We start from the raw sequence: 13,331 nt of genomic DNA on the forward strand, positions 1-13,331 counted from the left end.
GGCAGGGCGTGCGACCAGGTCGCGGGGCACTAAACGACCGACCCCATCTACCTGACGCATTGGAATCGGGGTGGAGACAGCCCGGGAAATCTCCCACCTTTTTTTCAACAAAGATTTGGCGGGATGCTTGTCGAAGCCTACCGTTATCAAATGAGCGCTTTATCGGCTCCGGCCGACATCCCGCTCCCTCCTATCCCTCCGGCGCGAAAGCGTGCGGAGCCGGCCGCGTGTCTTGCACAGCGCCGGACTCTATCGCTTGACACATATAAACATATCTTTATATGTGAAGTCGCGCCGATTTGAGATCTAGCTTGCGGGCGCGGAAAAAGTGCGGCTAAAGCGGATTGATCGAGGCTCCCGGCAATCGCCACGCATTCCTTGGCCTCATCAGCATCCCGCATTCGGCGTGTCGCGCTTTCCGCAAAGACGGAATGTGGAACGATGTCCCTGGTTGCGGCGCTTGATTATCCCCTTGATACGGTCCCGACGGCGGCTTTGACGCCGCGTCTGCGGGTCGTCCTGCTGGGCTGCGGCACGGTGAATGCCGGAGTCCTGGCGGGTCTGGAAGCCATGCCGGCCCAGGTCGAGATCGCCGCCATAGTCACCCGCAAACCACGGCGCAAGCCCGACGACCGATACGCTTGGTTGACCGATCTCAATGCCGCTTTCGACACCGGGCCGGACCTGGTCATCGACGCCCTGCCCGACTGTGCAGCTGCGGAAAAGGCTCTGGCGCTGGCGGTCGAGCGCGGCGTTCATGTGATCTCGGCCAACAAGGCTGTCATCGCCCGGCGTCCGGATCTGGAAGCCCGTGCCCGCCGGGCCGGCACCGGCTTCGCCTATTCGGCCGCCGTTGGTGGCGGCGTTCCGGTGCTGGAAACGGTGGCCCGGCTCAAAGCGTCCGGCGAGACCATCACCCGGGTGCGCGGCGTGCTCAACGGCACCTCGAACTTCGTGTTAGGCCTGCTGGAAAACGGGGTCAGCTTTGACAAGGCCATCACCGCCGCACAGGCCGCCGGCTTCGCCGAAGAGGACCCCAGCGCCGATCTCGACGGGCTGGACGCCGCGTTCAAGCTGGCCCTGATTGCTCGCGCCGCCTTCGATATCGCCCCCGACCCCTACGGCATACCCGCCGACAGCCTGTTCGACCGGTCGGTCGGCCAGATCCTGGGTGCCCGGGAGAACGGCTTGCGCTACCGGCAGGTCGCCGAGCTGTCAGCCGGCGCAGACGGTGTGCTGGCCTCGGTCAGACTGCAGGCGCTGCCGGAAGATCACGCCCTGGCCCGGGTCGAGAATGAGGACAATGCGATCGAGATCATCTGTGCCAGTGGCACAACCCTCACTCTCCACGGCAAGGGTGCCGGCCAAGCCCCGACCGCCGGGTCGGTATTGTCGGATGTGCGGGCCCTGCTTGCCAAGGGTAGCGTCCGATGAGCGTCACCCTGCAGCATCCGCCCGCCCTTCGATGTCGCGACATCTCGACAATCACCCTGACGGCGACCGGCTCTCCGGTGACCGTGACAGGCCGCATCGCCGGACCGGAGGGCGCGCCCGCCATTCTCGTGCTTGGGGGCATTTCCTTTGGTCGCGACGTGACCGACACGGTCGACGGCAAGGGCTGGTGGCGCCAGCAGGCGGGACCGGGCAAGGCCCTCGACACCAACCGGCACCGCATCCTGTCGTTTGATTTCATTGGCGCTGACATCCATCCTTTTCCGACAACACAGGACCAGGCTCGCGCCATTCTTGCTCTGGCCGACGCCGCCGACATCCGCGACCTGGCCATTGTCGGCTCCTCCTATGGCGGCATGATCGGATTGGCCCTGGCCGCCCTGGCGCCGGAGCGAGTGCGCCAGCTGGTGATCATTTCCGCCGCCGACCGGGCCAGCGAGATGGCGCGGGCCTGGCGTTCCATTCAGCGGGACACGGTCGAGCTGGCCTTGCGCCTGGGCGACGGGAGGGCCGGACTCGACCTGGCCCGACGACTGGCCCTGACCACCTATCGCACGCCGGCCGAATTCGAAGCCCGCTTTGCCGACCCGGACCCGGACAGTCGCGATGCCGGCGGTGTGACCGGTTACCTCACGGAGAACGGCCAGCGCTATGCCGACCGGACCGACCCGCGTCGTTTCCTGGCGCTGTCGCGGTCAATGGACGAGCACCGCGTCGATGTCGCCACCATTCCCTGCCCGGTCAGCTGGGTGGCGGTGCTCGAGGACCGTCTCGTCCCGGTCGAGCAAATTGCCGACGCCGCGTCGCGGACCCCGGACGGTCGTCTGACCACCATAAGTTCGCTGTTCGGCCACGATGCCTTCCTCAAGGAGGACGCCGTCATCTCCAACACTCTGGACGGGATTTTCGGGAGCTGACATGTCAAGCGATCAACGCACCAAGGCCATCCGGGCCGGACTGAACACCGACCGCAGCTGGAACGCCGTCATCCCGCCCTTGTCGCTGTCGACCGCCTACCGGCGCGAGGATCCGGCCATCCAGCCGGCCTTTGACTATGCCCGTACCGGCAATCCGGGCCGGTCGCTGCTGGCCGACGCCATCGCTGAACTGGAAAACGCCGCCGGGGCCATCGTCACCGGCTCCGGCATGTCGGCGATCGATCTCTTGCTGCACGGCATTCCGCACGGCGCCCGGGTGCTGTGCTCGCACGATGCCTATGGCGGCACACGGCGGCTGCTTGATGCCCGGGGCCGCGGTGGCCGGTTGATCCCGGTCTATGTCGACACCACTGATCTTGGCAAAGTCGCCGACGCGCTCAATGAAGACGCGGCCCTGATCATCGCCGAGACCCCGTCCAATCCGCGCCTGAGAATCTCCGATATCAGGGGCCTCGCCCGCCTTGCCAAGGACGCCGGTACCGAGCTGGCCATAGACAACACGGTGATGTCACCGGTCCTGCAACGACCGCTCGATTGGGGGGCGGACTATTCCGTCCAGTCGGTCACCAAACTCCTCAACGGACATTCCGACATGGTCGGCGGCGTGGCCTGCTGCGCCGATCCGGAACGGGTCGCCGAGCTCACCTGGTGGGCCAATTGCGTCGGTGTCGGCGCTGCCGCCTTCGACAGCTATCTCGCCCTGCGTGGCCTGCGCACCCTGCCCCTGCGGGCCAAGGCCCAGTGCGAGAGCGCGCTGGAAGTGGCCCGGTGGCTGGAGGCCGATCCGCGTGTGGCCCGGGTCGACTATCCGGGCCTTGAAAGCCATCCCGGCCATCAACTCGCCGCGCGACAGCAGGACGGGTTCGGTCAGCTGATCAGCCTGGAGCTGGCCGGGACCGCACCGCCGCCACGAGATGTGGTGTCGGTGCTGGAGATCTTCACCCTGGCGCAATCGCTGGGCGGCGTGGAAAGCCTGTGCTGCATTCCGGCCCTGATGACCCATGCCTCGATGTCCCCGGACGCCCGGGCCGAGGCCGGTATCGCCGACAGCCTGATCCGGCTCTCGATCGGACTGGAAAGCGCAAGCGACCAGATCGCCGATCTCGATCGGGCCCTGTCAGCAAGTGCTTAGACGGCGTCCGAACGGACCCGCGCCACAGCGTCGTGCCAGCCTTTGCGGTCAGTCTCGCGCCGTTCCGCGTCGGCCATTGGCGCAAAGCTGCGATCGGCGACCCAGAGCGCGCGACCGTCTTCGAGGCTCTTGAACATCCCGCAGCCCAGGCCCGCGAGAAAGGCCGCGCCCCAGGCGGTCGCCTCGATACTGACCGGGCGCACGACCTCGATCCCGGTCAGGTCGGCCAGACGCTGCAGGAAGGCATCATTGGCAGCCATGCCGCCATCGACCCGAAGGCTCAGGGCTTTAACCCCGTCGGCGGCCATCGCGTCCAGCAGGTCACAGGTCTGGTGAACCGAACTGTCGAGCGCGGCCCGGGCGATCTCGGCCCGGCCGGCGCCGCGGGTCAGGCCGACCAACGCACCGCGTGCCTCGGCATCCCAATAGGGTGCGCCAAGACCGGTGAAAGCGGGCACGAGATAGACCCCGCTGTCGGGATCGGCGCTATTGGCCAGGGCCTCGATCTCCGACGCCTTGGCGATCAGGCCGAGCCCGTCGCGCAGCCACTGCACGGTCGCTCCAGCCGACAGCACCGAGCCTTCCAGCGCGTAGGTCGTCACCCCGTCAATCCGGTAAGCGATGGTGGCGAGCAGCTTCTTGCTCGAGCGGACCGGCCTGTCGCCGGTATTGATCAGGACGAAGGCGCCGGTGCCATAGGTCGATTTCATCTCGCCGGGCGCCAGGCAGACCTGGCCGATGGCCGCGGCCTGCTGGTCGCCGGCGACACCGGTGATCGGAATTTCGCGGCCCAGGACCGACTTGTCGGCAACGCCGAAATCGCCGGCACTGTCGCGCACCTCGGGCAGCAGGGCCGCAGGCACGCCGAACAGGTCTAGCAGGGCTTCATCCCAGCGATTGGTGGTGATGTCGTAGAGCGCCGTGCGGCTGGCATTGGTCGCGTCAGTGGCATGGACGGCGCCGCCGGTCAGCTTCCAGATCAGCCAGGTATCAACCGTTCCAAAGGCCAGCTCGCCCGCTTCGGCCCGAGCCCTGGCGCCGTCCACATGGTCGAGTATCCAGGCGATCTTGGTGGCCGAGAAATAGGGATCGAGCACAAGGCCGGTCTTGTCCGTGACCATCGCTTCATGGCCTTCAGCCCGCAGCGTGGCACATCGCTCGGCAGTGCGGCGGTCCTGCCAGACGATGGCATTGTGGATCGCCTCGCCGGTGGCGCGATCCCAGACCAGCGTCGTCTCGCGCTGATTGGTGATGCCGATCGCCTCGGCTCGCCAACCGCCCTTCTCGGCGGTCGCCAGGGCTTCCCGGGCCGTGGCCCGGACGGTCGCCCAGATCACATCGGGATCATGCTCGACCCAGCCCGGCTGGGGATAGATCTGCTGGAATTCGCGCTGGGCGGAGGCAACCAGATCATCATCGGGCTTGAAAACCACTGCCCGCGAGCTGGTCGTGCCCTGGTCAATCGCCAGCAGCGCCTTGCGTTTGGAAAACATCGCCATCCTCCCCGATCACGGGCCGTCCCGCCCGGTGTGTGACTATAGCCATGACGGCGGATGAGAAAACGCGTTAGGTTCAGCGCAAACGGGAGGATGCATGAGCGACGCGACATTCAGGCTTGAGCGCCTGGCAAGCCCCAGCGGTGCCGATCTGGCGATCTATACCCAGGACGCCAACGACACGCCGCGCGGCATCATCCACATCAATCACGGCCTCGCCGAACATGCCGGTCGCTATGCCCGCATGGCGGCCCAACTGGCGGGGCGCGGCTATCATGTCATTGCCCACGACCATCGCGGTCACGGAGCCACAGAAGCCGCCGACGGCGGTCCACGGCGCTTTGCCGACCAGGGTGGCTGGGACAAGCTGATGCAGGATGTCGCCGCGGTTCACGCCGAGGCTCGCCGCCGCTGGCCCGGACTGCCGCTGGTGATTTTCGGCCATTCGATGGGCTCGGTCATCGCCTTCAACCATATCCTGCGCGCTCCGGACAGCGTCACGGCGGCGGCGATCTGGAACGGAAACATGGCCCTGGGCGGACTGAAGGGGGTGATGCGTTTCGTGCTCTTCTTCGAAGCCCTGTTCGGTGGCGGCAAGCTGGCGACCAGCCACACACTCGACACTCTCACCTTCAAGGCCTGGAACAAGCGTTTCCCGGAAGGCCGCAGCGATGCCGACTGGCTGTCGCGCGATACCGATGAGGTCGATGCCTATGTCAATGATCCGGTCTGCGGCTGGCCATCGACCGTTTCGCTCTGGCGCGACTTCCTGTCCGGTGTCGCCTATGCCGAGGAGGACGGCCACCTCGCCGCCCTGCCCAAGGCGTTGCCGATGCATCTGATCGCCGGATCGAAAGACCCGGCGACCGAGGGCGGCAAGTCGATGCAGGCCTTGGCCAAGCGCCTGAAGAAAGCGGGTCTCACCGATGTCCGTCTGGAAGTGCTCAAGGACTTCCGCCACGAGACCATGAACGAGATCGGCCGTGATGCGCAGATCGAGGCCTTTGCCGACTGGCTCGACCGGGTCACCGGCTGAGCCATGGCCCAGCGCGATGTCGTCATCATCGGCGCCGGCGCCGCTGGCCTGATGTGTGCCATCGAGGCGGCGAGGCGCGGGCGTTCGGTCACGCTGATCGAGCACGGCAAGGCACCGGGCGAGAAGATCCGCATCTCCGGCGGGGGGCGCTGCAACTTTACCAACATGCACACGACGGCCGAGAATTTCCTGTCCGGCAACCGCCATTTCGCCAAGTCGGCACTGAAGCGCTACACCCAGTGGGACTTCGTCGACTGGATCAATGGCCACTCCATTCCCTGGCACGAAAAGACGCTGGGACAGCTGTTCTGCGACCACTCGGCCAAGGACATCATCGCCGCACTCCTGTCGGACCTGAAAACCGCTGGTGGCGAGCTGCGCCTGTCCACCTCCGTCACGAAAGTCGCCCGCGAGGGAGATGGTTTCCGTCTCACGCTTTCTGACGGTTCGACACTGGGCTGCCAGTCCCTGGTCATCGCCTCGGGCGGAAAGTCGATCCCGAAAATGGGTGCGACCGGCTTTGGCTATGACGTCGCCCGCCAGTTCGGCCTCGACATTGTCGAGACCCGGCCCGGCCTGGTGCCGCTGACCTTTGACCCCGACACGCTGACCCGCTTCAAGCCGCTCGCCGGCGTCGCCGTTGACGGCGTCGCCTGTCATGGCAAGGCCCGGTTTGCCGAGGCCATGCTGTTCACCCATCGCGGTCTGTCCGGGCCGGCCATCCTGCAGATCTCGTCCTACTGGCGGGAGGGCGAGACGCTGCAGGTCCACATCCGGCCCGATCTCGATGTGTTCGAAGTTCTGCGCGCCGCGCGGCAAGCGAATGGCCGTCAGGCGGTGCAGACCGCCCTCGGCGAACACCTTCCCAAACGACTGGCCGCGATGCTGGTCGAGGAGTTCGGACTGAACGGCAATCTGGCCGACCAGTCGGACAAGAAGCTGCGCGCTTTCGCCGACCATCTCGCGGCCTGGCCGATCACCCCGACAGGATCGGAAGGATACCGCACCGCCGAAGTCACACTCGGCGGTGTCGACACGGACGGGCTGGACAGCCGGACCATGCAGGCGCGAGCGGTGCCCGGGCTGTTTTTCATTGGAGAAGTTGTTGACGTAACGGGTTGGCTTGGCGGATACAACTTTCAATGGGCCTGGTCGTCCGGCTGGTGTGCCGGACAGGTCGCCTGACAAAAAACGAGACCGGGACAGGCGCGACAAATCGGGTCGCGGATTGTTCTCGCCACGAAACGGTATGGGGGGTATCTCTGAGGGAATGAACGGCGTTCGCCGGGCTGGCGAGACGTCGATTGCAGACCGACGAGAGCAGTTTGGCCATGAAGTTGAATACGTCATACCTGTCCGCGGCCGGCATCTTTGTCGCGGTCGTTCTGCTCTTCACCCTCGGCACCGTGTTTCGCAGCGATGCCGGTGTTCAGCCCGACACGCAGAGCTCCGAGCACGCGCTGTTTGAAGTCGTCACCCGGACCGTGACAGCCTCGCCCCGTCCCGCCGAACTGCGACTGCGCGGCCGGACCGAAGCGATCCGGGCCGTTACTGTCCGCGCCGAGACCGGTGGTCGCGTTGTTGAAGCGCCCGTCCTGGAAGGCTCGCCGGTATCGACCGGCGAGGTGATCTGTCGACTGGAAGTGGATGCCCGCGCCGCCGCGGTCGACCAGGCCGAAGCCGACCTGCGCTCCCGCCAGCTCGAGTTTGAGGCCGCCGCCGAGCTACAGGCCCGGGGGCACCGGTCAGCCAACAGCGTTGCCGCCCTCGAGGCCGCCCGGGATGGTGCCCGCGCACAGCTGCGCGCCGCCCGCGAAGAACTGGCCAATATCGATCTGCGTGTCCCGTTCGACGGATACTTCGACGGACGCGATGCCGAGATCGGCGACTTTCTGCGCACCGGCGACCCGTGCGGCACAGTGCTCCAGCTGGACCCGATCCTGGTTGTCGCCGAAGTGGCCGAGCGCGATGTCGGCTCCCTGCAGCCCGGCATGCCCGGCGAGGCCCGCCTGCTGAGCGGTGAGCGCGTCGATGGCAGCATCCGCTTTGTCGAACGGCGCGCCAATCCGGCAACCCGCACCTTCCGCGTCGAGCTGGAAGTCCCCAACCCCGATGGCATGATCCGGTCCGGGCTGACGGCCGAGATACGGCTCAACCTGCCGCCGGAACCGGCCCATCGCGTCCCGGCGTCGATTCTGGCCCTCGATTCCAACGGCGAGCTGGGTGTGCGCATCATCGAACAGGGCGACACGGTCCGCTTCCTGCCGATTCAATTGCTGAGTGATGATGGCGAACAGGTCTGGGTCAGCGGCCTGCCGGAAACGGCGGAAGTGATCGTTCTCGGACAGGATTTCGTCTCTGACGGCACCCGGGTCGAGGTCCGCCCGGAGGGAGCCAGCCGTTGACCGGCATCGTCGACTTTGCCATCGGCCGGGCCCGGATGATCCTGGCCATTTTCGTGTGTGCGCTGATCGCCGGCCTGATCGCTTTCGCGACCCTTCCGCGCGAGGCCGATCCGGACATCCCCTTCCCCTTCGTGATCGTCGTGGTGCCACTGGACGGCATCTCGCCGGAAGACGCCGAACGCCTGATCGTGCGGCCGACCGAAACCGAAATGCGGGCGATCGAGGGGCTGGAAGAGCTGAACGGTACGGCCTCACTCGGCGCCGGAACGCTGGTCGCGGAATTCGACGTGCCGTTTGACGCCGACCAGTCGGTCCTGGATGTTCGCGAAGCCGTCGACATGGCCCGGCGCGAATATCCCGAACACGTTCGCGAACCAGTAATCCAGGAATTCAACTCGGCACTGGCCCCGACGATCGCCGTGCAGATCTATGGTGAAGCCCCCGAACGCGCTCTGTTCCGCACTGCCCGCGCGCTGGAAGACGAGCTGGAAGCCCTGCCGCAAATCCTGCAGGTCGACATTCAGGGGCTGCGCGAGGAAGTGCTGGAAATCGTTATCGATCCGGCCCGGCTGGAGACGTATGGCGTCACCTACGCCCAGCTGTTCAACGCCGTACAATCCAACAACCGGCTGATCGCCGCCGGCTCGCTCGACAGCGGCGAAGCGCGCTTTCAGGTCAAGGTGCCCGGCCTGTTCGAAGAAGCCGATGACGCGCTGAACCTGCCGCTGACCCGCTCGGGTGACACGGTCGTCACCCTGCAGGACGTCGCCTCCGTGCGCCGCACTTTCAAGGATGCCGACAGCTTCGCCCGCTATAATGGCGCGCCCGCCTATACGCTGCAGGTCGTCCGTCGCTCCGGCGAGAACATCATGGAGACCGCGGCGGCTGTGCGGGCCGTGACCAATGCGGTCGCGGCCAACTGGCCGGAAACCATCCGTCACGACTTCTCGCTCGACCTGTCGACCTATGTCCGCGACAGCCTGCAAAGCCTGACCTCATCGATCATGCTGGCGATCATCCTGGTGTTGATCATCGTGGTCGCAGCGCTGGGTCTGCGCTCGGCCCTTTTGGTCGGCATCGCCATCCCGTCGAGCTTCCTGTTCTCTTTCCTGTTGCTCGACCTGTACGGGCTGACCGTCAACTTCATGGTGATGTTCGCCATGGTCCTGGCGGTCGGGCTGCTGGTCGATGGCGCCATCGTGGTGGTCGAGTATGCCGACCGCAAACTGGCCGAAGGCGAGACCCGCAAGCAGGCCTATGCCAGCGCCGGCAAGCGGATGTTCTGGCCGATCGTCTCCTCGACCGGCACCACGCTGGCGGCCTTCATACCTTTCCTGTTCTGGAACTCCATTCCGGGCCAGTACATGGCCTTTCTGCCGCTGACCCTGATTTTCGTGCTGACCTCGGCCCTGGTCATGGCGCTGATCTTCCTGCCGACACTGGGATCGGTCTTCGGGCGCAAGGGCGGCGTCGTCGACACCAACAGCGCGGTCGCTCATCTCAACGCCCAGGAAGACAGCGACCCGACCGACCTGCCGGGTCTGACGGGCATCTATGCCCGCACCATCGCCCGCCTTGTGAAACGGCCGGTCATGGTGTCGCTGGGCGCCCTCGTCATCGTGGTCGGCGTGGTGTTCAGCTTTGGTGCCACCGCCTCGAACATGCGCACCGAATTCTTCCTCGATGCCGAGCCGGAGCAGCTCTACGTCTTCGTCCGGGCACGCGGCAACATGTCACCGGCCGAGCAGTACGGATTGGCGCTGGAAGCGGAAACCCGGCTGCAGGGCATCGATGGCATCAAGGGATATTACACCGTCGCCGGCACGCCGCCCGGGCGCTCACCCTTCGACGGCGTTGGCGCCGCTCCGGCGGACACGGTCGCGCGCATCTTCGTCGAGTTCGAACCCTTCGGGCAGCGCCCCAATGGCCGTCTCATCGAGCGTGAAATCCGCGAGGCCATGGTTGGCATTCCCGGCGTTATCATCGAGGTCCGCCCCTTCCAGCAGGGTCCGCCCGTTGGCAAGGACATCCAGGTCGAATTACGCTCGGACGATGCCACGGCACTGGAAGCGGCAACGCGACTGGTGCGTGGTTTCATCGACCAGATGGACGGCGTCACCGACATTGACGACACCCTGCCCCTGCCCGGCGTCGAATGGCGTCTCGATGTTGATCGCGAGGAAGCCGGTCGCTACGGCGCCGATGTCACCCAGCTGGGAGCGGCCGTACAACTGGTGACCACCGGCACGCTGGTGGGTCGCTACCGCCCCGACGATGCCGAGGAAGAAGTCGACATCCGGGTCCGGTTCCCGGCCGCCGACCGTGATATTTCCCGCCTCGACGATCTGCGGGTGAACACCTCCACCGGCGCGGTTCCGATCTCCAATTTCGTCACCCGCGAAGCCCGTCAGCGGGTCGACTCGATCAGCCGCCGCGACGGCAAGCGTGTCCTGATCGTCCGCGCCAATGCCGATGAGGGATATGCCGGCAATCTGCTGCTGACCGAGTTGCGAGACTGGATCGACGCGCGGGTCGCTGACGGCACCCTCCCGCGCAGTGTCGAAATCAACTATCTCGGCGCCGACGAGGAGAACGCCGAGGCGGGCGCCTTCTTTGGCGGTGCCATGCTCGCCTCGCTTTTCATGATGGCGGTGATCCTGCTCTGGCAGTTCAACAATTTCTGGCATGTCGTGCTGACCCTGCAGGCCGTGGTCCTGTCCGTGGTCGGCGTCCTTTTGGGCGTGATGCTGACCTTTCCCTACATCTCCATCCTCTTCCTCGGGACAGGCGTGGTGACGCTGGCAGGGATCGTGGTGAACAATAATATCGTCCTGATCGACACCTTCCAGCGCCTGCGCGGGTTGGGCATGCCGGTCGACGAAGCCATCGTCCGCACAGCTTCCCAGCGATTGCGGCCGGTCATGCTGACCACGATCACCACGATTTTCGGCCTGCTGCCGATGGTCTTCCAGCTCAATGCCGACTTCGCCCACGGCACCCTGTCGATCGGCGGACCGGCCAGCGAATGGTGGGTGCAATTGTCGGCGGCGGTGGTCTGGGGTCTGGGCTTCTCGACCCTGTTGACCCTGCTCTTGACGCCGGTCCTGCTGGGGGCGCCGTCGAGACTGGCCGGGCTGGTGCGACGCCTGATCGGTCGGCCAAAACAGGCCGACGCCGCCCTGCCCGCCGAGTGATCAGTCGCGACTGATCCGGATCAACCGGCCCTCGGCCTCATCGGTCAGCAACCAGACGGCCCCGTCCGGCCCGACCCGGACATCGCGAATGCGGGCACCGATCTCGCCGAACAGGATCTCCTCGCCGACGACCCGGCCGTCTTCCAGGTCAACCCGGCGGACATGCCCGGAGGGGACATCGGCATCGCCCGGAATAAGAGCCGCGACCAACAGGTCCCCCTCCCATTCGGGAAACATCCCGCCGCGATAGAGCGCCATCCCGGACGGCGCGATCGAGGGGACCCAGACATGCAAGGGCTCGGTCATGCCGTCATAGGTCTGGAACGGTGTCACCAGGGCACCGGTATAGTCGATGCCATGACTGGTGATCGGCCAGCCGTAATTCTGCCCCGCCACCAGGACATTGATCTCGTCACCGCCGCGGGGGCCGTGCTCATGGGCATAGAGCGTACCGGTTTGATGATCGTGGACGACCGCCTGCGGGTTGCGATGCCCGATTGTCGTTACGCCGGGCGCGGCCTCTGCCATGACTGACCGGGCCGGCTGCCCGTCCGGCAGGAGATGGACAAAACTGCCGAAATGACTGTCCGGGTTCTGCGCTTCCTCCCGATAGTCGAAGCCGTCACCAACGCCCAGGTGCAAGCTGGCCGGCACACCGGGTTCGGCCGGGATCAAGGCGATGCGGCCGCCGTAATGGACATCAGTCTGACGGTGAGGCATGGCCTCGAACAGGACGCTGAAGTCGACAAGTCTGTCGCCCTGCAGCCGCCCGCGACCCAGGTAGAGGGTGTTGTCAGCCGTGCTGCCCGCACTCCAGCTCAGATAAATCAGCCGGTCGGTCTGAAAATCGGGCGACACCGCCACATCCAGCAAACCGCCCTGGCCGGAATACAGCACGTCCGGGACACCGCTGACGGGCATTCCGATGAGGCCGGTTTCATCAATAATCCTGAGACGTCCCGGCTTTTCGGTCACCAGCATCCGGCCGTCGGGCAGGAAGGCCAGGCTCCACGGATACTCGAGACCGGTGACGCGTGTTTCGACGGCCTGTGCCGATGCCGGTGCCGAAAGGAGCAAACCCGCCAAAACCAGAACCGTGATCGCCCGCATCTTCCACTCCCGAATTGTCGTTGTGGCCGCCACCCTATAGGCTCTCGCCCGACCTGTAGAGTACCAGCGAGGCATCCCCGATGACGACAGTGCGAACAGTGGCGGTCTTTCTCTTCGCGGTCGCTGTCGGGACGATGCTGGTCAGCTTGGCCAATACCCATGTCGACCTTCAGGCGCTTGCCCGGATCGGCGCGGAGATACCACTCGCCGTGCGCATCGACGCCAGCTGGCGCGACCTTCAGGGCTTCGCCCCGACGCTGCTGGTCCTGAACCTGATCGGTTTCACGATCGCCTTCCCGGTCGCCGGTTGGGTCGCCCGCTGGCTGGGTCCGAACTGGCGGCTGCCCGGATTCGCACTGGCCGGCGGCTTGGCCGTGACCGTCATGATCACCAGCATCACCCTGGTCTATCGCGAGCTGCTCGGCTCGACGATCACGCCCGTTGCTGCCAGCCGTGAACTGTCAGGACTTTTGGCCCTGGCCTTGGGCGGCGTGATCGCCGGTCTGGTATTTGCCCGACTCAAGCCGTCCGCTGATTGAAAGCCTGCAGGGCCGGGCAGTGGTGCATA

The 13,331-nt window shown here is 65.6% G+C and carries 10 protein-coding genes; 8 read left to right on the top strand and 2 right to left on the bottom strand.

Features of this window, described 5'->3' with window-relative positions:
- The first annotated feature begins 441 nt into the window (after nt 1–441).
- Genes VOI18_RS00005 through VOI18_RS00015 form a run of 3 tightly spaced genes read left to right on the top strand, consistent with a single transcriptional unit; the run spans nt 442 to nt 3,522 of the window.
- Complete coding sequence (locus VOI18_RS00005; RefSeq protein ID WP_323760368.1) at nt 442–1,434, top strand: hypothetical protein; 993 nt, start codon at nt 442–444, stop codon at nt 1,432–1,434.
- Nucleotides 1,431–2,369: a homoserine O-succinyltransferase MetX gene (gene metX, locus VOI18_RS00010; RefSeq protein WP_323760369.1), complete on the top strand. Its 939-nt coding sequence runs from the start codon at nt 1,431–1,433 to the stop codon at nt 2,367–2,369. The genes VOI18_RS00005 and metX overlap by 4 nt, the downstream gene beginning before the upstream one ends.
- A gap of 1 nt (nt 2,370) precedes the next feature.
- Nucleotides 2,371–3,522: a trans-sulfuration enzyme family protein gene (locus VOI18_RS00015; RefSeq protein ID WP_323760370.1), complete on the top strand. Its 1,152-nt coding sequence runs from the start codon at nt 2,371–2,373 to the stop codon at nt 3,520–3,522.
- Here VOI18_RS00015 and glpK read toward each other — a convergent pair.
- A complete protein-coding gene (glpK, locus tag VOI18_RS00020) occupies nt 3,519–5,015 on the bottom strand; it encodes a glycerol kinase GlpK (RefSeq protein ID WP_323760371.1) in 1,497 nt (498 codons plus the stop codon). The two genes, VOI18_RS00015 and glpK, sit on opposite strands and share 4 nt — an antisense overlap.
- A gap of 100 nt (nt 5,016–5,115) precedes the next feature.
- Here glpK and VOI18_RS00025 point away from each other — a divergent pair, with 100 nt between their 5' ends.
- The 4 genes from VOI18_RS00025 to VOI18_RS00040 all read left to right on the top strand — a co-directional run bounded on the left by VOI18_RS00025 (nt 5,116) and on the right by VOI18_RS00040 (nt 11,653).
- Nucleotides 5,116–6,054 (top strand): alpha/beta hydrolase, encoded by a 939-nt coding sequence (locus tag VOI18_RS00025; protein WP_323760372.1) that lies wholly within the window; start codon nt 5,116–5,118, stop codon nt 6,052–6,054.
- A 3-nt stretch (nt 6,055–6,057) separates the two neighbouring features.
- The gene (locus tag VOI18_RS00030; protein WP_323760373.1) at nt 6,058–7,239 is read left to right on the top strand and encodes an NAD(P)/FAD-dependent oxidoreductase; all 1,182 of its coding nucleotides are present in this window, start codon (nt 6,058–6,060) and stop codon (nt 7,237–7,239) included.
- A gap of 146 nt (nt 7,240–7,385) precedes the next feature.
- Nucleotides 7,386–8,459, top strand: coding sequence for an efflux RND transporter periplasmic adaptor subunit (locus VOI18_RS00035; protein WP_323760374.1), 1,074 nt, complete (start codon nt 7,386–7,388; stop codon nt 8,457–8,459).
- A complete protein-coding gene (locus VOI18_RS00040; protein ID WP_323760375.1) occupies nt 8,456–11,653 on the top strand; it encodes an efflux RND transporter permease subunit in 3,198 nt (1,065 codons plus the stop codon). Before VOI18_RS00035 ends, VOI18_RS00040 begins: the two co-directional genes overlap by 4 nt.
- Here the strand turns inward: VOI18_RS00040 and VOI18_RS00045 are convergent, their stop codons facing one another.
- Nucleotides 11,654–12,763, bottom strand: coding sequence for a PQQ-dependent sugar dehydrogenase (locus VOI18_RS00045; protein ID WP_323760376.1), 1,110 nt, complete (start codon nt 12,761–12,763; stop codon nt 11,654–11,656).
- Nucleotides 12,764–12,843: 80 nt separating this feature from the next.
- Here VOI18_RS00045 and VOI18_RS00050 point away from each other — a divergent pair, with 80 nt between their 5' ends.
- Complete coding sequence (locus VOI18_RS00050; RefSeq protein WP_323760377.1) at nt 12,844–13,302, top strand: hypothetical protein; 459 nt, start codon at nt 12,844–12,846, stop codon at nt 13,300–13,302.
- The last annotated feature ends 29 nt before the right edge of the window (nt 13,303–13,331 follow it).

The sequence above is a fragment of the Maricaulis sp. genome, assembly GCF_034670125.1.
Classification (GTDB): Bacteria; Pseudomonadota; Alphaproteobacteria; order Caulobacterales; family Maricaulaceae; genus Maricaulis.